The organism is Nocardia brasiliensis IFM 10847 (genome assembly GCF_000710915.1).
In the GTDB taxonomy this organism is placed as follows: domain Bacteria; phylum Actinomycetota; class Actinomycetes; order Mycobacteriales; family Mycobacteriaceae; genus Nocardia; species Nocardia brasiliensis_A.
In genome coordinates this window covers 42,292-64,372 of record NZ_BAUA01000099.1, presented here as the reverse complement: position 1 = coordinate 64,372, position 22,081 = coordinate 42,292, and the positions used below count along the sequence as shown (strand labels likewise).

Sequence of the window (22,081 nt, the reverse complement as noted above, 5' to 3'; positions counted from 1 at the left end):
CGTCCACTCTTGCCGGTGGCGCACCCGCACACCACCGATTTCCCGCTCAGCACGCCGGATCAGACCGCGACCAGGGGTGGTTTGTCGTCCGCGCTGCGGTATCGGCCGGGGGCGAGGCCGTACTCCCGCTTGAATGCCTTGGCGAAGGCGAATTCTGAGGTGTAGCCCACTCGGCGGGCGACGGTACCCAGCGACGCATTGGTCTCGCGGAGTAGGCGGGCTGCGGTGAGCATGCGCCATCTGGTGACGTAGGCGAGTGGTGGTTCGCCCACCGTGGCGGTGAATCGGCGGGCGAGGGTGGCGCGGGAGACGCCGGCGACCTCGCTCAGGCCGGGGACGGTCCACGGTCGGGCCGGTTCCTCGTGGACTGCGCGGAGCACTGCGGCGACCGCCGGGTCCGCGAAAGCGCCTGCCCAGCCGGTGGTTCGGGCATCGGCCTGCTCCTCGAACCAGGCGCGCAGGACGAAGAGCAGCAGCATTTCGAGCAGTGCGGGGACCGCGGCGTCGCTGCCCTGACGCGGTTCGGCGATCTCAGCGGCGAGCAGGTCGACGGCGCCACGCAAGGCCGGATGCCGACCGGGACGCGCGGGGAGATGGATGAATTCGGGCAACTCGTCGAGCAGTGGATGACTACGCTGCCTACCTAGTTCGTAGGCGCCACAAAGCAATACGGTCCGAACCCCGGCACCCTCGACTTCTCGCGGCTCACCGGGGCGCGCGGTTTCGGTGACCGGGCTGTCCAGGTTGTCGACCAGATCATGGTCGGCGCCCCGAGGCATGAAGACCACGTCCCCGGGCCCGAGCGCCATCGGTTCGGCCCCGGTGGGCGGCACCAGCCAGCACGAACCCTGCAGCACCACGTGGAAACCCGCACCCGGAACGACCGGATAGCGACGTCCCCACGGCGCATGCCGGACGAACATGCCGGAGGTCGGGCTGCCGGTACGGATCGCGGCGATGGTTTCACTGAGCACGTCCACTCTCTCACCATAGCTCTCTCGAATCGAGTGTTCGAGACATAGATGAGAGCAATATAGCCATTGGTCAGCTCAGGCAATCGCCATAGATTTCTACCCATGCCAACAAAGAAGATCGCCCTCTACGGCGCCACCGGCATCACCGGCGGTTACGCCCTCGCCCAACTGCATCGCCGCGGTTACACGCCGATCCTGGTCGGCCGCAACACGGCTCGGATCCACGGGGCCGCCGATGCGGCCGATCTGCCCGATGCCGAGATCCGGGTGGCCGAGGGCACCGCGAAACCCGGGGCTCTCGCGCCTGCCGAAGCTTTCGATGCCGTCGAATTCCTCGACGCCCTAGTGCCTTTCGGCATCACCTGGCACATCGAGGAATGCCGACCGGCGCGCGGCGGACCGGACAGGGTTTCGGGTGGGTGACGGGATGCGAACCCGGGACTACGACCAGGCGCTCTGCCGACTGAGCTACCCCCACCGAGGCATGCACCCGAACCGTGGCGTGACCGTTCCGCCCTGGTCACCCCATTTTCGGCGAGCGCAACCGGCGCACTCGCCCATGATCGGGCATAGTCGGAACGGTGACAGACACTCGACCCGAACTCGCCGCCACCTTGGACCTCGCCCCGCACCCCGAAGGCGGCTGGTTTCGCGAAACCTGGCGCAGCGCTGTGGAATTCACGCCCGAAGGCTATGCGGGCAGCCGCGCCAGCGCGACCGCGATCCACTTCCTGCTGTTCCCCGGCGAACAGTCCGCCCCGCATACCGTGCGCTCCGACGAGCTGTGGCTGTGGCATCGCGGCGGACCGCTGGTGCTGAACATCGGCGGCGAGGAGGTCATCCTCGGCCCCGAAGTGGAGCGCGGACAGGTGCTGCAGGCCGTGGTGCCCGGCGGGGTCATCCAAGCGGCCCGCCCGGCCAGTGACGAGTACGTCCTGGTCAGCTGCATCGTCTCGCCCGGCTTCGATTTCGCCGACTTCCACATGGATTGACCTCAGTCGCCGACGCACTCGCGGCGGGTCCGCTCGACCAGCGCCGCGACGCCGAGGATCTCGCCGACCCCGGATGCGGAATGCCCCGCGCTCCAGATGTCGGTCCAGTTCTTCGGCGCCTCGGCGCCGGCGAAATGGGCCGCGAGGTCGAAGGTTCCGGCGCGCAGTGCGGCGACGTCGATGCCGAGCGCCCGCATCGAGCCCGCCAGCATATTGGTCGGCAGGCCGGTGAAGGCGGAGGTGAGCACCACGTCGTCGAGGCCGGAGGCGGCCACCAACTCCTTGTGCGCAGGGTCGGCCATGCTCTCGGCCGTCGCGAGGAACTTGGTGCCCATGTAGGCCAGGTCCGCACCCAGTGTGATTGCCGCGCGCAACGCGACGCCGTCGGCGACTCCGCCCGCCAAAACCACCGGCCCGTCGAAGAATTCACGCACCGCGCGGACGAAGGCGAACGGATTGGCCCAGCCGGTCTGCCCGCCCGCGCCGGCGGTGAGCAGGATCAACCCGTCGGCGCCGCATTCGAGCGCGCGCACCGCGTGGTGCACTGACGCGACGTCCGCCAGCACCAGCGAGCCGACCTCGTGCAGCGGCCGCACCACGTCGCGCGGGGTGCCGACCGAGGTGATCACGATCTCCGTCGGCTGCTCGCACAGCACCCGCAGGTCCGGCTGCAACCGGGCGTTCCCAGGGTGCACGATCAGATTCGCCGCGACGGGCGCCGGGCGCGTTCCGTCGGCGGTCAGCGCGGCGTCGATCTCGGCGAGCCACTGCGACAGCTGTTCCGGCGTACGGGCATTCACCGTCGGGAACGAGCCGACCACGCCCGCCCGGCAGGCCGCGATCACCAGTTCCGGCCCGGAGACCCGGAACATCGGTGCGGCGATCAACGGCACCGTCAGCCGCGCGGTGAGTTCGGCGAACCCCGCGGTCGTCGCGTCATCGGACATCTGCGCCCCTTTCCGGAACAGCTACGTCCGGACACTAAGGCAACCGGCGGGGCGAGTAGAAGCCGCACAACACCCTTTGGCGGAATGTCCATGGAACGGCAAGCGAATTCGGCAGATCGCCCTGCCCGAACCGGCAATACTCAGGAGACCGTTTGCAGTTCCGCGAATTGCTGCGCGTCGTGCGCGCAGAACAGCGTGATCTCGTCGCCGTGCTCGGCGCGCAGGCTCCGCAGGCGCTCGAGGTTGTGCACCCGGCGCTCGTGCATGACGTCGGTCGCCCGCTGATAGACCTTCAGGCCCACCGGCGCGGTGCCGTCGTCGAGCAGCTGACCGCGGTGCATGAACGCGTCGCCGCAGTGCAGCAGCCAGCGGTCCCCCTGCTGGACCGCGACACCGCTGTGACCGCGCGTGTGCCCGACCAACGGAACGAGCAGAATTCCGTCGAGCAATGGCGCCGCGCTGAACTCGAACCACGATTCGGCACTGGTCTCGTGGGTCTGCCACTGCGCGCCGTGTGCCCACTGCCGGGGCACATAGCGGCTCTTTTCCAGCCGCGTCGCGCGCGCGGTCGCGGCCGCGAGTTCGTCCGCGAACACGTGCACCGTGGCGTCCGGGAAGTCCGCGAGCCCGCCCGCGTGGTCGAAATCGAGGTGCGTGACCACGATGTGGCGGACGTCCTCGCGCTGATAGCCGAGCGCGCGGACCTGGTGCAGCGCGGTTTGTTCCAGACGCAGCGCGGGCCGCAGCATGGCCTGCGTGCCGAAACCGAGACGCTTCGGGTCCGCGATCTCCGCGGTGCCGAAACCGGTGTCCACCAGCACGAGGCCGTCATCGGTTTCGATGAGCAGGCAGTGCGCGACCAACTCCGCGGTCAGCAGCCCGCCGCTGCCGAGCAGTGCCCGCCCGCCGAGCGGACACATCGTCGCGCAATCGAGATGGTGCACCTTCATCGCGGATCTCCCTCGGCCGAGTACGCTCTCGTCCTCAACCTAGCCGAGCGTCCGCCGTCCGCTACTCCGGCACCTCGAGCACGCCCTCGTCCACGGCCCATTTGATGGTCTTCTCCAACTGCGCGCAGGTGTCGGGGCGGCCGGGCTGCGCACCGTTCTTGCTGAGCTCGGCGAAGACCGGGCAGTGCGTCTGCGGCGGTTCGGTCCACTGGACCGAGGTCTGGTGCGCGCTGCTCTTGCGCACCAGCACCTGGCTCTGGCAGGCCTGACACCGCAGCGGTGTCAGGCCCTGCTCCAGATAGCGCTGTTTGTCGACCACCGTCTGGGCGCGCACTTCGGCCTGCCGAGCGGGCTGATCGGCGAAGTCGGGTGCTTTCGCCCAGCGGACCATCAGACCCCGGCCTCCGCCTGCTTGCCCTCGGCCTCGTCGGCTTCGCGCTTGCGCCGCAGGTTCTCCGCGACCTCGGCCTCCCACGCCTCGTTCGCCTTGGTGGTGTCCACCTCGAACTCGAAGCGCTGCGTCATCTTCTCGGTGACATCGGCCGCGTCCACGTAGAACTGGTCGTACCAGCGGCGCAGCTGGTACACCGGGCCGTCTTCCTCGCACAGCAGCGGGTTCTCGACCTTGGACTTGTGCTTCCAGATCTCCACGTCCTGCAGGAAGCCGACGCTGATGCCCTCGGTCATCTTCGCGGCCAGCTTGTCGGCCATCTCGCCCTCGACGCCCTGCGGCTTCTCCAGCGTGATGCCCCACTGCAGGACGAAGGAATCCTGGGTGACCGGGTAGTGGCAGTTGATCAGGACGCTCTTGACCTCGTACCCGCTGTAGATGTTGATCAGCGGGTTGATCATGTAGGACGGTCCGAAGTAGGACGCTTCCGACTTGAGCAGGGTGTCGCCGCCGTACTTGGACGCCATCCCGATATCCGGCCTGCCCTTGGTCTCCAGGAACTGGGTGGCGATATGCCCCTCGAAGACGTTCTTGAAGTAGGTCGGGAAGGCGAAGTGGATGTAGAAGAAGTGCGCCATGTCGACCACGTTGTCGATGATCTCGCGGCAGTTGGCGCCCTCGATCAGCATCGAGTTCCAGGTCCACTCGGTCCAGCCGCTGTCGAGCTGCTCGGTCGGGTTGCCGTCCGCGTCGGTGTACGGGCCCTCGATGTGCGGGATCGTCACCTCCGGCGGCGGCTGGCTGCCCTCGAAGTCCTGCCAGACGAACAGCTGTCCGTTGCGTTCCAGCGTGGTCCACTTCCGGGTACGCGCGAGCGGCGGCACCCGCCGGCCGTACGGGATCGCGGTGCATTTGCCGTTCGTGCCGGACCAGCGCCAGTCGTGGAACGGGCAGGCGATGTCGTCACCCTTGACCTCGCCCATGCTCAAGTCGCCACCCATGTGCCTGCAGTAGGCGTCGAGCACGCGCAGTTCACCGTTGCTATCGGCCCAGATGACAAGCTTGGTGCCGAAGACGTTGACCGCGTGCGGTTTCCCGTCGCGGAACGTCTTGGCCAGGCCGAGGCAATGCCATCCCCGTGCATAACGGGTAGGTGCGGTGCCGACATCTAGCTCCCGGACCTTCGCACCGCCCCCCTGTGGGGTAACTGCCATCGCGAATCCTCCTCCTTCTGTACTAGAACACGTTACAAAAATGTCGCGTTCCATGCCAGCGATTCCGGTCACTTCCTGCACATGTCCATCAATACGGTGGGATCGGCACCCGTTCTCGACATAAATAGGAACCTGTTCTAGTCTCAGAGGCAAATGACTACCGGTTATCAATCGACCAGGCAGGAGCAGGTCCCGAGATGACGCAAGAAGTGACCGAACGGGTCGACGCGCTGTTGCCGACACTGCGCGAGCGCGCACAAGAAGCCGAGGACCTGCGGCGCATCCCCGACGAATCCATGAAGGCCTTGCAGGAGACCGGGTTCTTCCGGCTGCTGCAGCCCAAGCAGTGGGGCGGGCACGCGGCCGACCCGGTCGTCTTCTACGACACGGTGCGCAAGATCGCCAGCGCCTGCGGTTCCACCGGCTGGGTGGCCGGCATTGTCGGCGTGCACAATTGGCACCTCGCGCTCTTCGCGCAGCAGGCCCAGGAAGACGTCTGGGGCGAGGACACCGAGGTGCGGATCTCCTCGTCCTACGCCCCGATGGGCGCGGGCGTGGTGACCGACGGCGGCTACCTCGTCAACGGCGCCTGGGCCTGGTCCTCGGGCTGCGACCACGCCACCTGGGCGGTGCTCGGCGGACCGGTGATCAAGGACGGCAAGCCGGTCGACTTCGGCAGCTTCCTCATCCCGCGCGACGACTACCGCATCGATGACGTCTGGAATGTGGTCGGCCTGCGCGGCACCGGCTCGAATACCGTTGTGGTGAAGGACATCTTCGTCCCGTCGCACCGGTTCCTCAGCTTCCGTGCGATGAGCGAGATGAAATCGCCCGGCCTGGAACAGAACACGGACCCGGTGTACAAGATGCCGTGGGGCACCATCCATCCCACCACCATCTCCACCCCCATCGTCGGCATGGCCTACGGCGCGTACGAGGCGCACGTGGAGCACCAGGGCAAACGGGTGCGCGCGGCGTATGCGGGCGAGAAGGCCAAGGACGATCCGTTCGCCAAGGTGCGCATCGCCGAGGCGTCCAGCGATATCGACGCCGCCTGGCGGCAGCTGTCCGGCAACGTCGCCGACGAGTACGCACTGCTCGCCGCCGGTCAGGAAGTACCGTTCGACCTGCGGGTGCGGGCGCGGCGCGACCAGGTGCGCGCCACCGGCCGCTCGATCGCCGCGATCGACAAGCTCTTCGAGAGCTCCGGCGCCACCGCGCTCGCGAACGGCACACCGCTGCAACGCTTCTGGCGTGACGCGCACGCGGGCCGGGTGCACGCCGCGAACGATCCCGAGCGGGCCTACCTGATGTACGGCACGCACGAATTCGGACTGCCCGTCACCGACGGCATGGTGTAGGAGCTGCCTTGACTTCAACCGTGGCACTGACCGCCGAATCGACCTCCCGGTACGCCCAGGTGCGTCCGGACCTCAAACTGCACTACCACGAGGCAGGCGTCGGCAACGGCCCGACGATCGTGCTGCTGCACGGCGGTGGTCCCGGCGCGTCCTCCTGGTCGAACTTCGCCCGCAACATCCCGGTGCTGGCGCAGCACTTCCACGTGATCGCCGTGGATCAGCCCGGCTACGGCCGCTCGGACAAGCCCACCGAGCACCCGCAGTACTTCGTGCACAGCGCCTCGGCGCTGAAAGATCTGCTCGACCACCTGGAGATCACCGCACGGGTGCACCTGCTCGGCAATTCGCTCGGCGGCGGGGCGGCCGTGCGGTTCGCGCTCGACTATCCCGAGCGCGCCGGAAAACTGGTGCTGATGGGCCCGGGCGGGTTGAGCAACAACCTGTTCGCGCCCGATCCGACCGAGGGCGTGAAGCTGCTCGGCAAGTTCAACTACGAGCCGACCAGGGAGAACCTGGAAGCGTTCCTGCGCATCATGGTCTTCGACCAGTCGCTGATCACCGACGAGTTGATCGAAGAACGGTTCGCCTCGGCGAGCACGCCGGAATCGCTCGCCGCGACCCGCGCGATGGGAAAGTCCTTCGCCAGTGCGGATTTCGAGAAGGGCATGCTCTGGCGCGACGCCTACAAGCTGCGCCAGCCCGTATTGTTGATCTGGGGTCGCGAAGACCGGGTCAACCCGCTCGACGGCGCGCTCATCGCGACCAAGGTGATTCCGCGGGCACAGTTGCATGTGTTCGGCGGCTGTGGACACTGGGCACAGTTGGAGAAGTTCGACGAATTCAACCGACTGGCCATCGATTTCCTGGCCGGTTCCAAGGAGAAGTGATGGGGATTCGATCACTGGCGTATCTGCGCATCGAGGCGACCGACATGGCCGCCTGGCGTGAATACGGACTCAAAGTGCTCGGCATGGTCGAAGGCAAGGGCACGAACCCGGACGCGCTGTATCTGCGCATGGACGAATTCCCGGCCCGGCTGGTGATCTCGCCCGGCGAACACGACCGGTTGCAGATCTCGGGCTGGGAAACCGCCAATGCCGAAGAGCTGCAAGATATCCGGACCCGGCTCGAAGGCGCCGGCGTGCCCTACAAGGAGGGCACCGCCGCCGAACTCGCCGACCGCCGGGTGTACGAGCTGATCCGCTTCGACGACCCCTCCGGGAACACCCTGGAGGCGTTTCACGGTGCGGCACTGGAACATCGGCGCGTGGTCAGCCCGTACGGGCACCGGTTCGTCACCGAGGAGCAGGGGCTCGGTCACGTCGTGCTCAGCACCAAGGACGACAAGGCCGCGCTCGAGTTCTACCGTGACGTGCTCGGCTTCCGGTTGCGTGACTCCATGCGGCTGCCACCGCAGATGGTGGGCCGCCCGGCCGACGGCGAACCCGCCTGGCTGCGGTTCTTCGGCTGCAACCCGCGCCACCATTCGCTCGCGTTCCTGCCTATGCCGACACCGAGCGGCATCGTGCACCTGATGCTCGAGGTGGAGAACGCCGACGACGTCGGCCTGTGCCTGGATCGCGCGCTGCGCAAGAAGGTTCGGATGTCGGCGACGCTCGGCAGGCACGTCAACGACAAGATGCTCTCCTTCTACATGAAGACGCCCGGCGGTTTCGACGTCGAATTCGGTTGTGAGGGACTCGAAGTCGACGACCACGACTGGATCGCGCGGGAATCCACCGCCGTGAGCCTGTGGGGCCACGACTTCTCTGTCGGGCAGCGTCCGCAGTGACCGGCGAGAGGACGGCGGACGGCGGGGTGGGTGAGCACGAGGTGCGCGACACCACGGCCCACCCCGAGATCGACGGCAGGCAGTTCCGGAATGTGCTCGGGCAGTTCTGCACCGGCATCACCGTGATCACCACCTTCGACGAAGCCGACGCGCCGATCGGTTTCGCCTGCCAATCCTTCGCCGCCCTCTCCCTGGACCCGCCGTTGGTCCTGTTCTGCCCCACCAAGGCGTCACGCTCCTGGGCGGCCATCGAACGCTCCGGCCGCTTCTGCGTGAACGTCCTGGCCGAAGAGCAGCGAGAACTGTGCGCCCGCTTCGGTTCCCGCGAACCCGACAAGTTCGCCGGCGCCGCCTGGCACGCCTCTGCGCGCGCCCTTCCCGTCCTCGACGACGCCCTGGCCACCATCGAATGCACGGTGGACCGCGTCGTCGACGGCGGTGACCACTACATCGTCATCGGCCGCGTACAGGCACTCTCCGAATCCACCGCCACCGGCCGTCCCCTGCTCTTCTACCGAGGCCAATACACCGCCATCGAACCCGACAAGACCACCCCTGCCCCCTGGCGCGCCGACCTCGAACACTTCCTCACCACCACCACCCTCGACACCTGGCTGTGAGGACGTCCCGCGAAACCCCGTGCCGGACAAGGTGACACACGGCACGGGAGCACGTGGCGAATCCTCAGAACAGTCCCCCACCAGCGTGGACTGTCTCACCGGTGATCCAGCCGCCCGCCTCGGAGGCCAGATGCCGCGGGCGCCGAGTTCTTTCGCCAGGACCCGGACCAGTTCCTCGGCCGCCGCCTTGCTCGCGCTGTAGAGACCGGATTCGGGACGATGCGTCGCCGTCACACCGGAGGAGACGACGATGATCCGACCGTTGTCCCGCAAACGGTTCGCTGCTTCACGCAACGCGACGAACGTGGCCCTGGTGTTGATCGAGAACATCAGCTCGTAGTCTTCGTCGCTCGCCTCGGCGATCGCGGCGAATCTGGCCGTGCCGACGTTGTTCACCAGCACGTCCACTTCGCCGAGCCACTCCTCGGCACTGTCGAACAACCTGCGCAGCTGTGCCGGGTCGGCCACGTCCGCCGGTAGCGCGCAGCCGCGGCCGCCCGCTCTTTCGATCGTGTCGACCACCTGCTCTACGGCGGATCGGTTCGACTGGCCGTTGACGACGACCGAGGCGCCCTCAGCACCCAATCGCTCCGCGATGGCCCGCCCTATCCCGCGGGATCCCGCTCGAGGGTTCGGCCTGACGATGCAGCAGGCCGAACTGCTGTGCCAGCTCCACGGCGAGCCGCCCTCATTCGGCGAGCTGGCGAGTGCGCTGGGGTGCGACAAGACCAATGCGACCGGCATGGTGGACCGCCTGGAGCGGCGAGACTTCCTGTCTCGGCAAACCGATTCCGCGGATCGCCGGGTGACCCGGGTCGTCATCACCGAGCAGGGGCAAACGATACGGTCCGATATCCAGGACGCTTTCGAACAAGAACTGCGCACCCGCCTCCCCCGCACCGACCGAGCCCAGCTGGTCACCCTCCTCCGCGCTTCAGCAACCGCATTGGCCGACAGCCGCCCCCACCACTAGTTCAAGGACACCTCCGCGTCATCGCCGAGCGACTAATAAGCCTGCACGCCAGCAGGCCGCCTTCGGATCGCCGCCCAGGTAAACTCCTTGGCATGTCCCGACTGGACCGCATCACTTCGGACCCGGCCATCTGCCACGGCAAGCCGGTTGTCCGCGGTTTGCGGTACCCAGCCGAAATGTTGCTCGAGCTCCTCGCGTCCGGCATGAGCACAGACGACGTCCTTGCCGACTACCCCGAGCTGGAAATCGACGACATCCTTGCCGTGCTCGAATACGCTTCGATCGTGACGGCCCAGCGGACAACAATTCCGTTCAACGCGGCGTGAAGTTCCTCGTCGACGCCCAGCTGCCACGACGGCTGGCAAGCTTCCTGTCGACTGCGGGCCACGACGTCGTTCACACGTCCGAGCTGGCGCGCGGTGACCGCACGGCGGACACCGATATCGCCAGAGTCGCTGACCACCAAGGGCGAGTAGTCATTACGAAGGATCGCGATTTCTGGATCGGCCACCTGCTCGACCGCTGCCCGAAGCACTTACTGATCGTTGCCACGGGAAACATCACCAATGCTGCGCTCATCGAACTTTTCACCAATCACCTGGACCAGATCGTCTGCTTGCTACGCGAAAGTGCTGTCGTAGAACTAGGGCGTGACAGATTGATCGCGCACTCTGATCGCCCCGCCGACGACAACGGCTGAACCCACTCGCTACGGGACGCTGGTCGCCCTCACACTCGCCACCAAGCGCGGTCCGCGCCCGCGCAGAATGGATCTGATGATCGCGGCCATCGCGTCGTCGCGCGGATTGCCGCTGTTCACCCGCAACAGCGCCGATTTCCGGGGCCTGGAAAGCATGGTCGAGATCGTCCCGGTTTGAATCCGACGCCGCCAAAGCTGCCGTCTCCGACCTGCTGAAGGCCTACGGCTGGACCGACATCCTCGACCTCGGCGGCCTCGTCGCGGCCCGCGGTCAGGAGATGTATGCCCACCTGCACTCCGCCCTCGGCTTCGCACTCGGCGGCCACTTCGGCATCAAAATCGTGCGCTGATTTCTTAAGTGCTCATTCGGTGCGCACTTATCTGCGGAAGATGAGGCTATGACCAGCACCGAGATCATCACCTGCACCGACCGCGCACAGTGGGAACACTGGCTCAGCGCGAATCATGATGCGGCACAGGAGGTATGGCTGAAGATCGCCAAGAAGGGCGCGGCGGGCTCGACGATCACGATTACCGAAGCCCTGGACGGGGCACTGTGTTTCGGGTGGATCGATAGTCATCGGCGGGCGTTGGATGCCGAGTACTACCTGCAGCGGTATTCGCCGCGGCGCGCCAAGAGTCCGTGGTCGCGGATCAACGTCGGCAAGGCGGGTGTGCTCATCGCCGCCGGGCGGATGCGGGCGGCGGGGTTCGCGGCGATCGCGGCCGCACAGGCGGACGGACGCTGGGCAGCAGCGGCACGACCGCGGGCCGCGGCCGGTGACTGGCACCGACCACGGCCCGGAGGTGTCGATCAGACAGAGACCGCCGCCTGCTCCCGCTGCAACTCCAGCGCGATGTCGATCAGCTGATCTTCTTGTCCACCAACCAGTTTGCGCTTGCCGGCGCGCACGAGCATCTCCGCGGCGGAGACACCGTAGCGTTCGGCCTGCCGCTCGGCATGCTTGAGGAAGCTGGAGTAGACGCCCGCGTAGCCCATCATCAGCGAGGAGCGGTCGAGCAGGCATTCCTGCGGCATGGCGGGCCGGACCACGTCCTCGGCGGCGTCGGCGATCGCGAAGAAGTCGATGCCGGTGCTGATGGCGAGTTTGTCGCACACCCCGACCAGCGCTTCGACCGGGGTATTGCCCGCGCCCGCGCCGAAGCGCCGCGCACTGCCGTCGATCTGCGTGGCGCCCGCGCGGATCGCGTAGATCGAGTTGGCGACGGCGAGGTCGAGATTCTCGTGACCGTGGAAGCCCACCTGCGCGTCGTCGCCGAGTTCGGCGACCAGGGCGGCCACCCGGTCGGTGACCTGGTCCAAAACCAGCGCACCTGCCGAGTCTACGACGTAGACACACTGGCAACCCGCGTCCGCCATGATGCGCGCCTGCTTGGCCAGCACCTCTGGCGGCTGCGAATGCGACATCATCAGGAACCCGACGGTCTCCAGACCGAGCTCGCGCGCCAGCCCGAAATGCTGAATGGAGACGTCGGCCTCGGTGCAGTGGGTGGCGATCCGGCAGATCGACGCACCGTTGTCCTGGGAGATCTTGATGTCTTCCTTGACCCCGACCCCGGGCAGCATCAGCACCGCGATCTTGGCCTGCTTCGCCGTCTCGGCGGCGATCGTGATCAGTTCCTGCTCCGGCGTTTTGGAGAAGCCGTAGTTGAACGACGAGCCGCCGAGGCCGTCGCCGTGGGTCACCTCGATGACCGGCACGCCGGCGCCGTCCAGGGCGGCGACGATATCGCGCACCTCGGTGGCGGTGAACTGGTGCCGCTTGTGATGAGATCCATCGCGCAGCGAGGTGTCGGTGACGCGGATGTCGAGTTCTGCTGAGTAGCCCATGTTTTCGCTCCTTACACCCGGGCCGCGCGGACTTGACCGGCGAGTACCTCGCCGACCCTGGTCGCGGCGGCGGTCATGATGTCGAGGTTGCCCGCGTACGGGGGCAGGAAGTCGCCCGCGCCTTCGACCTCGACGAATACCGAAACCTTCGCCATCCCACCGGAAACCACCGACGGCGGATCGAACTGGGGGTCGTTGAGCAGCCGGTACCCGGGCACGTACTGCTGGATGTCGGCGACCATGCGCTGGATCGACTCGGTGATCGCGTCGGTGTCGGCGTCCTCGGGGATGGCGCAGAAGATGGTGTCGCGCATGATCATCGGCGGCTCGGCCGGGTTCAGGATGATGATGGCCTTGCCGCGCTGCGCACCGCCGATGGTCTCGACCCCGCGGCTGGTGGTCTTGGTGAACTCATCGATATTGGCCCGGGTGCCGGGGCCCGCGGACACCGAGGACACGGACGCGACGATCTCGGCGTAGGGCACCGGCACCACCCGGGAGACGGCCGCGACGATCGGAATGGTGGCCTGGCCGCCGCAGGTGATCATGTTGACGTTCGGCGCGTCCAGATTCGCGCCGAGGTTCACCGGCGGCACCACGGCAGGACCGACGGCGGCCGGGGTGAGATCGACCGCGCGGATACCGGCCTCGGCATAGCGCGGGGCGGCGGCGCGATGCACGTACGCGGAGGTGGCCTCGAAGATCAGCTCGGGCAGTTCGGACTGCCCGAGCAGCCAGTCCACGCCTTCGGCCGAGGTCTCCAAGCCGAGCCCCCTGGCCCGCTTCAATCCCTCACTGTCCGGGTCGATCCCGATCATCCACCGCGGCTCGATGGTGGTCGAGCGCAGCAGTTTGTAGAGCAGATCGGTACTGATGTTGCCGGACCCGACGATCGCGGCGGTGACGGTCCCAGTCTCGGACACCACAGGCCTCCTAAATGAATTGCAAACGGACAGAACCGAGCCCGGCGAACTCGGCATGGAATGCGTCGCCCGGCCGGGCGTCGATGGCGCGGGTGCAGGAGCCGGGCAGCACGATATCGCCCGCTTTCAGCCGCACCCCGAAGCTCGCCACCTTGCGGGCCAGCCAGGCCACGGCGATCACCGGATCGCCGAGCACGGCATCGCTGCGTCCCTCGGCCACCGTCTCGCCGTTGCGGGTGAGCACCGCGTCGATGGCCTTGATGTCGATGTCCTTCGGGGCCACGCGTTGCGGGCCGAGCACGTATCCGGCGGAGGACGCGTTGTCGGAGATGGTGTCCATCAACCCGATGTTCCAGTCCTTGATCCGCGAGTCGATCAGCTCGATGGCCGGGGCGAAAGCGACTGTCGCGGCGAGCACATCGGCCTCGGTGCAGTCCGCGCCGGGCAGATCGGCGCCGAGCACGAAACCGACCTCGACCTCGACCCGGGGGAACAGGTAGCGCCCCGCCTCGACCGGAACGTCTTCGTAGACTTCCATTTCCGCGAGCAGGTGACCGTAGTCGGGTTCGTCGACGCCCATCATCTGCTGCATCGCCTCGGACGAGAGGCCGACCTTGTGACCGACCACCCGGGCGCCCGTGTCGAGCCGGCGCCGGATATTGATCAGCTGGATCTCGTAGGCATCGACCACGTCGATGTCCGGGTACCGGCTGACCAGCGGGTCGATCGGCACCCGGTCGCGTTCGGCGCGCTCGAGTTCGTCGGCGAGTTCGGTTCGTACCGCGTCGGACAGCACGCTAGTTTCCTTCCGCTGTTGCTTGATCGGACACCGGGACGTGCACGCCTGCCGCGGACCGGCCGGCCCGTCGTCCGGAGAAAATGCAGTCGGCCAGCGACAATCCGCTGACATAGGACTCCGAGCAGATGCCGACCGCGGTCCGCCCGGCCGCGTAGAGGCCCGGAATATCCATTCCGGCAGTCGATTTGACCGCGCCGGTGTGCTCGTCCACGACGACGCCGCCGAGGGTGAGCATCGGGCACGGATTGGTCAGGCTGGGTTTGATGCCCACATCCAACAACCAGTACGGACCGGTTCGGACCGGTTCGGTGAATTCGGCGGGCTTGCCGACCGGATCGGGGGTACCGAGTTCGATCGCGGCGTTGTGCGCGGCCACCGTGGCGCGCAGGCCCGCCGGGTCGATGCCCGCTTTCGCGGCAACGGCTTCCAGCGTCGCACCGCGAATCGCGCTGCGCCGCATCGCCTCGAACTGCCCACGCTGGAACCAGGCGCCCTGCTTGCCGATCTGGGCGATCGCGGTCCGCATCAGCGCGTCGTCGGCGAGCAGCCAGCCCTTGCCGTCGTGGTGGGCGATCAGCGCCTGCCCCACCGCGGCGCCGTACCTCGTCTCGTCGATCACCCGGCGACCGGCCGCGTCGACCAGCAGGGCACCAGTGAAAGCGCTGGGCGGCAAGAGGAATCGCCACGCGGAGACGTTGCCCATCCGATCGGTGGCCGCGCCCGCCTGCTGTGCGAGCAGGATGCCGCTGCCGTCGTCACCGGTGGTGCCGAGCGCGAGTCCGCCGCGATACGCGGGCGCGTATTCGCGCACCATCGCCCGGTTCGCGATGAACCCGCCCGCGCTGAGCACCACACCGCGCCGGGCGAGCACGCGAATCGTGCTGCCGTACCGGCGATCCAGCCGACTCAGCTGCCGTTCCAGCGCGGCACGCAGCGGCGGATAGTAGATGCCCGGCTTGGCGGCGACCTTGGCCATCCGGGTGTACCGTTCGCGCACCCGGCCGGGCGCGTCGCGCAGCGTGCGGCATTCCACGCCGAGCACCGTGCCCGCGTCGTCGACGATCAGTCGCGTTGCCTGCGTCAGGGTTTCGACCCGGACGCCGAGCCGGGACGCGGCCGCCGAGAGCGGTCCCGTCAACTGCTTACCAGAGGTACCCTTGCCCTTGACTCGATGCCCGCGCTGCGCCGCCGGGATATCCCGGAACGCACCGGAGATCTCACTGCCCGAGTAGTACAGGTAGTAGCTGTCGTTCGGGTAGGACGTCTTGTACGGGCACAGCGACGCCTCGAACGGAACGCCATGCCCGCGCAACCACTCGATCATCGCCGGGCTCTCCGCCACGAACCGGCGCAGGGTCTGCGGGGTCACCGCGGCGCCGACCTCGCGCTCCAGATACGCGAGCATCGCCTCCGGCGTATCGGTGACACCGGCCTCCCGCTGCACCGACGTTCCGCCGCCGGCATAGATGATGCCGCCGGACAATGCCGAGGCGCCGCCGCCCGCGAAACGTTCCAGCGCGAGCACCTGCGCACCGTCGGCGGCCGCTTCCAGCGCGGCCGCGGCGCCTGCCGCGCCGAAGCCGACCACCACCACGTCGGCAACCAGGTCCCAATCGAACCCCATGTACTTCACTCCGGCCTTAAAACTGAAACGAGTTTCCTCGACATATCGGACGCCGAGTGGGTCTTCTGCCACATAAATATAGACCAACGGCAGCCACACTCTATAACGTGTTCTACATGATTGATCGGGAATACGACGTGGTCGTGGTCGGCAGTGGCGCCGCGGGGATGACCGCCGCCCTGACCGCCGCCCACCACGGGCTGAGCGTGGTGCTCATCGAGAAGGCCGCGCACTACGGTGGGTCGACCGCGCGCTCCGGCGGTGGCGTCTGGATCCCCGGCAACAAGGCGCTGCTCGCGTCCGGCCGGCCCGACGACCGCGAGGTGGCCCGCACCTACCTGCACAGCATCATCGGGAACGTGGTGCCGAAAGAGCGGATCGATACCTATATCGATCGCGGTGCGGAAGCCTTCGACTTCGTCCTCGACCACACCCCGCTGAAGATGAAGTGGGTGCCGGGCTACTCCGACTACTACCCGGAGGCGCCGGGCGGGCTCGGCGAGGGCCGCTCCTGCGAGCCCGCGCCGTTCAATGCCAAGGTGCTCGGCGCGGAACTGGCCAATCTGGAACCGCCGTATGCCAAGGCGCCGCTGAACGTGGTCGTCATGCAGGCCGACTTCGTCCGGCTGAACCTGATCCGCAGGCACCCGAAGGGCATGATGCGCGCCATGCGGGTCGGTGCGCGCACCTACTGGGCCAAGTTCACCGGTAAGCACATCCTCGGCATGGGCCAGGCGATCATCGCCGCCATGCGCAAAGGCCTGCTCGACGCGCAGGTGCCGGTGCTGCTGAACACCCCGCTGACGGGGCTCGTGGTCCGCGACGGCGTGGTCACCGGCGTCGAGGCCGAACACGAGGGCAAACCGGTGACCATCGGGGCGCGCTACGGCGTGGTGCTCGGCACCGGCGGTTTCGAGCACAACGCCGAGCTGCGCACCAAGTACCAGCGTCAGCCGATCACCACGGAATGGACCACCGGCGCGGCCGCCAATACCGGCGACGGCATCCTCGCGGGCATGGCCGCGGGCGGCGATGTCGGCTTCATGGAGGACGCCTGGTGGGGTCCGACCATCTTCAAGGGCGGACGGCCGTGGTTCGCGCTGGCCGAACGGAACCTGCCGGGCACCATCATGGTCAACAGTGCGGGCAAGCGTTTCGGCAACGAGTCCGCGCCGTATGTCGAGGCTGTGCACACCATGTACGGCGGGGAGTACGGCCAGGGCGACGGGCCGGGCGCGAACATTCCGGCCTGGCTGGTCTTCGACCAGCGCTACCGCAACCGCTACATCTTCGCCGGATTGCAGCCCGGCCAACGGTTTCCGTCCCGCTGGATGGAGAACGACAACATCGTCAAGGCGGACACGATCGAGGAACTGGCCACCGAGATCGGCGTGCCCGCAGCCGATCTCGCGGCGACCGTCGCCCGGTTCAACACCTTCGCCGAGACCGGCAAGGACGCCGATTTCGGCCGCGGCGACAGTCACTACGACCGCTACTACGGCGATCCGACCGTGAAGCCGAATCCGTGCCTGGCCGCCCTGGTGCAGGGCCCGTTCTACGCCGCCAAGATCGTGCCGGGTGACCTGGGCACCAAGGGCGGCCTGGTCGCCGATACCGCGGGCCGGGTGCTGCGCGAGGACGGGACCGCGATCGCCGGACTGTACGCCTCGGGCAACTCCTCGACGCCGGTGATGGGCCACACCTATGCCGGGCCCGGCGCGACCATCGGCCCCGCCATCACCTACGGCTACCTGGCCGTGCTCGATATCGTGCGGAAGAAGTCCGAGCAGCCCGCGCAGACCGGCGCCGAAGCGTAATCCGTGTCGCTGATCCACGAGGAGAATTGATGCCCATCGATCCGAAAATCGCTCTCGGAGCTGAACTTCCGAGCCGCGAGTTCGCCTGGACTCCGTCCGACGTGCAGCTGTACCAGCTCGGCCTCGGCGCGGGTACCCGATGGACCGATCCGGCCGAGCTGCGCTACCTCGACGACCGCGCGCCCCAGGTGCTGGCGACCTTCGCGACCGTCGCGCCGACCCTGCACGAGACCGAACCGCCGCGGGTCAGCTTCCCCGGCATCGACATCGATCTGGCGAAGGTGGTGCACGGCCACCAGGAGGTGGAACTGCACCGGCCCATCCCCGCGGCGGGCAAGGCCACCAGCAAGGGGCGGATCACCGAACTCTGGGACAAGGGTTCGGCCGCCGTGGTGGTGCAGGAGCAGTTGGTGATCGGCTCCGACGGCGAGCCGCTGTGGACCGCGCGCTCGTCGATCTTCGCCAAGGGCGAAGGGGGCTTCGGCGGCGAGCGCGGACCGAGCACGAAAGCCGAACTGCCCGAGACGGCACCGGATTTCGAGGTGGCCGCCCCGACCCTGCCGCAGCAGGCGCTGCTCTACCGGATGTGCGGTGACCGCAACCCGCTGCACTCCGATCCCGAATTCGCCCGCGCCGCCGGGTTTCCCGCGCCGATCCTGCACGGCCTGTGCACCTACGGCATCGTCTGCAAGACGGCCACCGACACCGTGCTCGGCGCGGCGGCCGAGCGCGTCACCGGATTCCGTGCCCGCTTCGCCGGCGTGCTCTACCCGGGTGAGACGATCCGCACGCGGATCTGGCGGCAGGACAACGAATTGATCATCGCCGCAACAGTGGTCGAACGCGACGACGCACCCGTGCTCAGCGATGTGCGGCTGCGCTTCCGCGGCTGAGCGGATCCGATTCCCGCACTCGGTCGCCGGGTGCGGGACTCAGGATGTGCGCGGCCGGGTGCGCGCCCGGCGGATCGCCGCGCCCTGCACGATCATGGCGTAGAGCAGGATCACCAGCACCGGTGCGGCGAGCGGGGCCCACGGCACTCGGACCGGCACCAGTGCCGCGCCGACGGCCACTGCGGCGAAGCCGACCGCACCCGCCACCGAGGGCACCGTGGTCGGCACCACGCCGTGCGGCGCGGTGACGGTCGCCGCGTTCAACAGGTAGGCGGTGGCCACCAGACCCATTGCCGCCGCGGCCAGTACGCCGGGATCGGCGACCACGAGCACGCCGACCGCCACCAGCACGGCCGCCACGGCGAACGGACGGAACCACCAGCCGAGCGCCACCAGCACGAGGGCGGGCCCGGCGGCCCACGGTTCCAATAGCGCCACCGAGGTGACCAACAGGACGCCGGACAGCACGGCGAGGAATCGGGTCATCGGCGCACTCGCACGGTACGGCGGTGCTCCGGGAGCACCCGCATGATCTGATCGAGCCGGGTGTCGGCCGGCCAGGCCACGATATCGACGCCGACGGTGCCCATGTCGCGATACATCGAGGCCCGCTCCAACTGCCACATCTTGGCCAGCGTGGGGTCGAGATCGTCGCGAAACGGCGTGCCGCGCAAGACATCCACGACCACCACCACGTGCCCGCGCTTACGCAGGTCGATCAGCGCGAGCGCGAACTGGGTGTCCAGCAGCGTGGAGAAGGCGACCACGATGGCGCCCAGCGGCACGGCCGCGTGCGGCGCCAGCGTGCCGGTGGTCGGGATATGTTCCTCGCCGACGCCGAGCACAGTGTCCACGACGCGATAGAACTGCCTGCGCCCGATATCGGGACGCAACCAGCGCGGCGCCTGCCCGAGGCACACCACGGCGGTACGGTCACCGGCCTGCAGGGTCGACTGCACCACCTGCGCCGCACCCCGCACCGACAGTTCGAGCGAATCGGTCGCCGGACCCGGCGCCTGCTGCGAGGTGTCCACCAGCACAACGACATCCGCGGAACGGTTGGTCAGCCGCTCGGTGACGTAGAGCCGGCCGCGCCGGGCGCTCACCGGCCAGTTCACGATGCGCAACTGATCACCGGGCGCGTACGCCCGGATGTCGGCGTACTCGACGCCGGGGCCGAACCGGCGGGTCAGATGGGTGCCGAGGCGCTCGGGAAGTTCGGTGCGCGGCAACCGCATCCGCTGCGGGTCGGTGATCGGGTAGACGAACAGCTGCCCGGCGGGCAGCACCGCGGTGGCCACCGCGAGACCGGCCGGGCTCAGCGCGGACACCCGCACCGACACCGGGTAGCGGCCCCAGCGGTCCGCGGACAGGGCCAGCCGCAGCCCGGCGGGTGCGGCGCCGGAATCGCTGGACTGTTCGACCTCGATGCCGAGCGCGTCGGTCTGCGCCGGGGTCAGGCGCAACAGCGCGTGTCCCTGCTCGACGAAGGCGGCGACGGTGAGCACCACCTCTTCGGATTCGAAGCAGCGCAGCGTGCCGCCGCCGTCGACCTGGATCCTGGTGCTCGACTGCTGCCACGGCGCGGTGGCGAGCACCCCGAGCAGTGGCGCCGCGAAAACGACCAGCTGCCAGCGGCCGAGCACCACCGCGAGCACCAGCGCCACGGCGGCGCACACCGCGAGCATGAAGACCAGCGGTGCCGGGCGCCACCGCAATTCGGCCTCGACCGCGGTGCTGGCGTCGCGATGTCTCATGTCACGGTCGCGCGGGGAACCGGGAGGCGGCGTAACAGCTCGGTGATCACGTCCTCGCCCCGGATGCGGCGCACCCACATCTCAGGCCGCAACGTGATCCGATGCGCCATCGCCGGAATCGCCAGTGCCTTCACGTCTTCCGGGATCACGTAGTCGCGGCCGAGCAGCAGCGCCCTGGCCCGCGACATCTGCACCAGATCGAGCTCCGCGCGCGGACTCGCCCCGACCTCGACTTGGGGATGGCCGCGGGTGGCCGCGGCCAGCGCCACCACGTAACTCACCACATCCGGGTGCACCGTCACGTACTCGACGGATTGCCGCATCTCCAGCAGCCCGTTCGCGTCCACCACCTGTCCGACCTGCGGCGTGGTCGCACCGCGCTCGAGCCTGCGCCGGATCATCTGCGTCTCGTCGTGTTCGGAGAGATAGCCGAGTCGCAACTGGATCGCGAACCGGTCGAGTTGCGCCTCCGGCAACGGGTAGGTGCCCTCGTACTCGATCGGGTTGTCGGTCGCCAGCACGATGAAAGGCTGTGGCAGCGGGAAGGTTTCGCCATCGATGCTGACCTGGCCCTCGGCCATCGACTCCAGCAGCGCGGCTTGGGTCTTCGGCGGCGTGCGGTTGATCTCGTCGGCGAGCAGCACATTGGTGAACACCGGACCGCGCCGGAAGGTGAAGCGGCCGGAGTTCATGTCGTAGATCGTCGAACCGAGCAGGTCCGCGGGGAGCAGGTCCGGGGTGAACTGCACCCGGGTGAACTGCAGGCCGAGCGCGGCGGCGAACGATCTGGCGATCAGCGTCTTACCCAGGCCGGGCAGATCCTCGATCAGCACGTGGCCGCCGGCCAGCACCGCGATCAGGATCAGCTGCATCTCGTCCCGTTTGCCCACCACCACCCGGGAGATCTCTCTGAGCACGGCGTCGCTGCGCTGGACCGTGACATCCATCGGCATTGTCATCTGTGTACCCGCACTTGCCTCAACCCATTTCACATTCTCTGCAGGCGGCTCAGGATCTCGTCCAGTGCCGCCCGGCCCGGTGCCCTTGTGGTCTGATCACGCAATGCCGAGTTGGCCGGGTCCACCCAGCGCCACAGCTCGGGTCCGAACAGATGGATCCCGGCGGCCTCGGTGGCGCGGCGGTTCTTCGCCACCCGCTGCCCGCTGGACAGCTCGAACTCCTTGGCCAGCAACGGCCGCAGGTGCCGGTCCCAGTCGGCGCGGGTGCCCTCGGCGCGGTCGGCGAGCATCTGCGCCCTGGCATGCCAGCGGCGCAGCATCTCGGCGGGACCGTTCTCGATCTCGTCGATCTCGTCGAAGGTGCGCTGCTCGCCGCGGTCGAGCAGCGACCAGACCAGCCAGGCCAACGCGAGCGCGACCGGGATCGCGACGGCGAACAACATGATGCCGCGCGCCTTCTCGAAGGTCACCAGCTCGATCACGGCGATCACCACCGCGGCGCCCAGGACAACGGCCATTCGATTCAAACTGCCTCCCGCTCTC

At 67.9% G+C, this 22,081-nt stretch carries 25 protein-coding genes, 1 tRNA gene and 1 pseudogene; 12 read left to right on the top strand and 15 right to left on the bottom strand.

Annotated elements, in window-relative coordinates; translation table 11 throughout:
- Positions 1–59: 59 nt before the first annotated feature.
- Positions 60–980, bottom strand: coding sequence for an AraC family transcriptional regulator (locus tag NBRGI_RS21180; RefSeq protein WP_029898962.1), 921 nt, complete (start codon positions 978–980; stop codon positions 60–62).
- A gap of 96 nt (positions 981–1,076) precedes the next feature.
- On the opposite strand from NBRGI_RS21180, the gene NBRGI_RS21175 reads away from it, so the two are divergent.
- Entirely contained in the window at positions 1,077–1,397 is a 321-nt protein-coding gene (locus tag NBRGI_RS21175; protein WP_029898960.1) for a hypothetical protein, read from the top strand.
- Here the strand turns inward: NBRGI_RS21175 and NBRGI_RS47600 are convergent.
- Positions 1,388–1,453, bottom strand: a tRNA-OTHER gene (locus NBRGI_RS47600). The two genes, NBRGI_RS21175 and NBRGI_RS47600, sit on opposite strands and share 10 nt — an antisense overlap.
- A gap of 102 nt (positions 1,454–1,555) precedes the next feature.
- On the opposite strand from NBRGI_RS47600, the gene NBRGI_RS21170 reads away from it, so the two are divergent.
- A complete protein-coding gene (locus NBRGI_RS21170; RefSeq protein WP_029898957.1) occupies positions 1,556–1,966 on the top strand; it encodes a cupin domain-containing protein in 411 nt (136 codons plus the stop codon).
- A 2-nt stretch (positions 1,967–1,968) separates the two neighbouring features.
- Here the strand turns inward: NBRGI_RS21170 and NBRGI_RS21165 are convergent, their stop codons facing one another.
- The 4 genes from NBRGI_RS21165 to NBRGI_RS21150 form a co-directional block, all read right to left on the bottom strand.
- Positions 1,969–2,913 carry an NAD(P)H-dependent flavin oxidoreductase gene (locus NBRGI_RS21165; protein ID WP_029898955.1) on the bottom strand — a complete coding sequence of 315 codons (945 nt, stop codon included), beginning with the start codon at positions 2,911–2,913 and terminating at the stop codon, positions 1,969–1,971.
- A gap of 140 nt (positions 2,914–3,053) precedes the next feature.
- The gene (locus tag NBRGI_RS21160; RefSeq protein ID WP_029898953.1) at positions 3,054–3,863 is read right to left on the bottom strand and encodes an MBL fold metallo-hydrolase; all 810 of its coding nucleotides are present in this window, start codon (positions 3,861–3,863) and stop codon (positions 3,054–3,056) included.
- Between the two features lie 61 nt (positions 3,864–3,924).
- Positions 3,925–4,254 carry a hypothetical protein gene (locus NBRGI_RS21155; RefSeq protein ID WP_014981361.1) on the bottom strand — a complete coding sequence of 110 codons (330 nt, stop codon included), beginning with the start codon at positions 4,252–4,254 and terminating at the stop codon, positions 3,925–3,927.
- Positions 4,254–5,468, bottom strand: coding sequence for a Rieske 2Fe-2S domain-containing protein (locus NBRGI_RS21150; protein WP_029898952.1), 1,215 nt, complete (start codon positions 5,466–5,468; stop codon positions 4,254–4,256). The genes NBRGI_RS21155 and NBRGI_RS21150 overlap by 1 nt, the downstream gene beginning before the upstream one ends.
- A 197-nt stretch (positions 5,469–5,665) precedes the next feature.
- Between NBRGI_RS21150 and hsaA the strand changes: the two genes are divergently transcribed.
- From hsaA to hsaB, 4 genes are read left to right on the top strand one after another with little or no spacing between them, the layout of a single operon-like run.
- Complete coding sequence (gene hsaA, locus NBRGI_RS21145) at positions 5,666–6,829, top strand: 3-hydroxy-9,10-secoandrosta-1,3,5(10)-triene-9,17-dione monooxygenase oxygenase subunit (RefSeq protein ID WP_014981359.1); 1,164 nt, start codon at positions 5,666–5,668, stop codon at positions 6,827–6,829.
- An 8-nt stretch (positions 6,830–6,837) separates the two neighbouring features.
- Positions 6,838–7,716, top strand: a complete 879-nt coding sequence (gene hsaD, locus NBRGI_RS21140; protein WP_029898949.1) for a 4,5:9,10-diseco-3-hydroxy-5,9,17-trioxoandrosta-1(10),2-diene-4-oate hydrolase — start codon at positions 6,838–6,840, stop codon at positions 7,714–7,716.
- Positions 7,716–8,621 (top strand): iron-dependent extradiol dioxygenase HsaC, encoded by a 906-nt coding sequence (gene hsaC, locus NBRGI_RS21135; RefSeq protein ID WP_029898947.1) that lies wholly within the window; start codon positions 7,716–7,718, stop codon positions 8,619–8,621. Before hsaD ends, hsaC begins: the two co-directional genes overlap by 1 nt.
- A gap of 26 nt (positions 8,622–8,647) precedes the next feature.
- Positions 8,648–9,241, top strand: coding sequence for a 3-hydroxy-9,10-secoandrosta-1,3,5(10)-triene-9,17-dione monooxygenase reductase subunit (gene hsaB, locus NBRGI_RS21130; protein ID WP_081878177.1), 594 nt, complete (start codon positions 8,648–8,650; stop codon positions 9,239–9,241).
- A gap of 189 nt (positions 9,242–9,430) precedes the next feature.
- On the opposite strand, the pseudogene NBRGI_RS46515 reads toward hsaB, so the two are convergent.
- A pseudogene (locus NBRGI_RS46515) lies at positions 9,431–9,985 on the bottom strand (SDR family NAD(P)-dependent oxidoreductase); the annotation flags it as partial.
- Between NBRGI_RS46515 and NBRGI_RS21120 the strand changes: the two are divergent.
- The 4 genes from NBRGI_RS21120 to NBRGI_RS21100 all read left to right on the top strand — a co-directional run bounded on the left by NBRGI_RS21120 (position 9,885) and on the right by NBRGI_RS21100 (position 11,786).
- The gene (locus NBRGI_RS21120) at positions 9,885–10,214 is read left to right on the top strand and encodes a MarR family winged helix-turn-helix transcriptional regulator (protein WP_235211038.1); all 330 of its coding nucleotides are present in this window, start codon (positions 9,885–9,887) and stop codon (positions 10,212–10,214) included. The pseudogene NBRGI_RS46515 and the gene NBRGI_RS21120 overlap by 101 nt on opposite strands.
- A gap of 92 nt (positions 10,215–10,306) precedes the next feature.
- A complete protein-coding gene (locus NBRGI_RS21115; protein ID WP_029898941.1) occupies positions 10,307–10,540 on the top strand; it encodes a DUF433 domain-containing protein in 234 nt (77 codons plus the stop codon).
- On the top strand, positions 10,537–10,914 hold the full coding sequence (locus NBRGI_RS21110; protein ID WP_029898939.1) for a DUF5615 family PIN-like protein: 378 nt from the start codon (positions 10,537–10,539) through the stop codon (positions 10,912–10,914). The genes NBRGI_RS21115 and NBRGI_RS21110 overlap by 4 nt, the downstream gene beginning before the upstream one ends.
- A 398-nt stretch (positions 10,915–11,312) precedes the next feature.
- Positions 11,313–11,786 (top strand): YdeI/OmpD-associated family protein, encoded by a 474-nt coding sequence (locus NBRGI_RS21100; protein ID WP_200882202.1) that lies wholly within the window; start codon positions 11,313–11,315, stop codon positions 11,784–11,786.
- Here NBRGI_RS21100 and dmpG read toward each other — a convergent pair.
- From dmpG to NBRGI_RS21080, 4 genes are read right to left on the bottom strand one after another with little or no spacing between them, the layout of a single operon-like run.
- Positions 11,729–12,766 carry a 4-hydroxy-2-oxovalerate aldolase gene (gene dmpG / locus NBRGI_RS21095; protein WP_029898933.1) on the bottom strand — a complete coding sequence of 346 codons (1,038 nt, stop codon included), beginning with the start codon at positions 12,764–12,766 and terminating at the stop codon, positions 11,729–11,731. The genes NBRGI_RS21100 and dmpG overlap by 58 nt on opposite strands.
- A gap of 11 nt (positions 12,767–12,777) precedes the next feature.
- The gene (locus NBRGI_RS21090; protein WP_029898931.1) at positions 12,778–13,689 is read right to left on the bottom strand and encodes an acetaldehyde dehydrogenase (acetylating); all 912 of its coding nucleotides are present in this window, start codon (positions 13,687–13,689) and stop codon (positions 12,778–12,780) included.
- Positions 13,690–13,699: 10 nt separating this feature from the next.
- Positions 13,700–14,485, bottom strand: coding sequence for a 2-keto-4-pentenoate hydratase (locus tag NBRGI_RS21085; RefSeq protein WP_029898929.1), 786 nt, complete (start codon positions 14,483–14,485; stop codon positions 13,700–13,702).
- Between the two features lies 1 nt (position 14,486).
- Entirely contained in the window at positions 14,487–16,112 is a 1,626-nt protein-coding gene (locus tag NBRGI_RS21080; protein ID WP_029898927.1) for an FAD-binding protein, read from the bottom strand.
- A 107-nt stretch (positions 16,113–16,219) separates the two neighbouring features.
- On the opposite strand from NBRGI_RS21080, the gene kstD reads away from it, so the two are divergent.
- Both kstD and NBRGI_RS21070 read left to right on the top strand, forming a co-directional pair.
- Entirely contained in the window at positions 16,220–17,929 is a 1,710-nt protein-coding gene (gene kstD, locus NBRGI_RS21075; protein WP_036560153.1) for a 3-oxosteroid 1-dehydrogenase, read from the top strand.
- 29 nt (positions 17,930–17,958) lie between these two features.
- Complete coding sequence (locus NBRGI_RS21070; RefSeq protein WP_029898924.1) at positions 17,959–18,822, top strand: MaoC/PaaZ C-terminal domain-containing protein; 864 nt, start codon at positions 17,959–17,961, stop codon at positions 18,820–18,822.
- A 39-nt stretch (positions 18,823–18,861) separates the two neighbouring features.
- On the opposite strand, the gene NBRGI_RS21065 is transcribed toward NBRGI_RS21070, so the two are convergent.
- From NBRGI_RS21065 to NBRGI_RS21050, 4 genes are read right to left on the bottom strand one after another with little or no spacing between them, the layout of a single operon-like run.
- Positions 18,862–19,308 carry a hypothetical protein gene (locus tag NBRGI_RS21065; RefSeq protein WP_029898922.1) on the bottom strand — a complete coding sequence of 149 codons (447 nt, stop codon included), beginning with the start codon at positions 19,306–19,308 and terminating at the stop codon, positions 18,862–18,864.
- Positions 19,305–20,579, bottom strand: coding sequence for a DUF58 domain-containing protein (locus tag NBRGI_RS21060; protein WP_029898920.1), 1,275 nt, complete (start codon positions 20,577–20,579; stop codon positions 19,305–19,307). Before NBRGI_RS21060 ends, NBRGI_RS21065 begins: the two co-directional genes overlap by 4 nt.
- Positions 20,576–21,538, bottom strand: coding sequence for an AAA family ATPase (locus NBRGI_RS21055; RefSeq protein WP_029898918.1), 963 nt, complete (start codon positions 21,536–21,538; stop codon positions 20,576–20,578). Before NBRGI_RS21055 ends, NBRGI_RS21060 begins: the two co-directional genes overlap by 4 nt.
- A gap of 29 nt (positions 21,539–21,567) precedes the next feature.
- Positions 21,568–22,056 carry a hypothetical protein gene (locus NBRGI_RS21050; RefSeq protein ID WP_029898916.1) on the bottom strand — a complete coding sequence of 163 codons (489 nt, stop codon included), beginning with the start codon at positions 22,054–22,056 and terminating at the stop codon, positions 21,568–21,570.
- Positions 22,057–22,081: the final 25 nt, after the last annotated feature.

Coding starts and splice junctions, on each gene's coding strand:
- NBRGI_RS21150 (WP_029898952.1), bottom strand. CDS start 5,468: ATGGCAGTTACCCCACAGGGGGGCGGTGCGAAGGTCCGGGAGCTAGAT.
- NBRGI_RS21100 (WP_200882202.1), top strand. CDS start 11,313: ATGACCAGCACCGAGATCATCACCTGCACCGACCGCGCACAGTGGGAA.
- NBRGI_RS21055 (WP_029898918.1), bottom strand. CDS start 21,538: ATGACAATGCCGATGGATGTCACGGTCCAGCGCAGCGACGCCGTGCTC.
- NBRGI_RS21065 (WP_029898922.1), bottom strand. CDS start 19,308: ATGACCCGATTCCTCGCCGTGCTGTCCGGCGTCCTGTTGGTCACCTCG.
- NBRGI_RS21080 (WP_029898927.1), bottom strand. CDS start 16,112: ATGGGGTTCGATTGGGACCTGGTTGCCGACGTGGTGGTGGTCGGCTTC.
- dmpG (WP_029898933.1), bottom strand. CDS start 12,766: ATGGGCTACTCAGCAGAACTCGACATCCGCGTCACCGACACCTCGCTG.
- hsaC (WP_029898947.1), top strand. CDS start 7,716: ATGGGGATTCGATCACTGGCGTATCTGCGCATCGAGGCGACCGACATG.
- NBRGI_RS21050 (WP_029898916.1), bottom strand. CDS start 22,056: ATGGCCGTTGTCCTGGGCGCCGCGGTGGTGATCGCCGTGATCGAGCTG.
- NBRGI_RS21070 (WP_029898924.1), top strand. CDS start 17,959: ATGCCCATCGATCCGAAAATCGCTCTCGGAGCTGAACTTCCGAGCCGC.
- NBRGI_RS21175 (WP_029898960.1), top strand. CDS start 1,077: ATGCCAACAAAGAAGATCGCCCTCTACGGCGCCACCGGCATCACCGGC.
- NBRGI_RS21160 (WP_029898953.1), bottom strand. CDS start 3,863: ATGAAGGTGCACCATCTCGATTGCGCGACGATGTGTCCGCTCGGCGGG.
- hsaA (WP_014981359.1), top strand. CDS start 5,666: ATGACGCAAGAAGTGACCGAACGGGTCGACGCGCTGTTGCCGACACTG.
- NBRGI_RS21165 (WP_029898955.1), bottom strand. CDS start 2,913: ATGTCCGATGACGCGACGACCGCGGGGTTCGCCGAACTCACCGCGCGG.
- NBRGI_RS21060 (WP_029898920.1), bottom strand. CDS start 20,579: ATGAGACATCGCGACGCCAGCACCGCGGTCGAGGCCGAATTGCGGTGG.
- NBRGI_RS21155 (WP_014981361.1), bottom strand. CDS start 4,254: ATGGTCCGCTGGGCGAAAGCACCCGACTTCGCCGATCAGCCCGCTCGG.
- NBRGI_RS21115 (WP_029898941.1), top strand. CDS start 10,307: ATGTCCCGACTGGACCGCATCACTTCGGACCCGGCCATCTGCCACGGC.
- NBRGI_RS21120 (WP_235211038.1), top strand. CDS start 9,885: ATGCAGCAGGCCGAACTGCTGTGCCAGCTCCACGGCGAGCCGCCCTCA.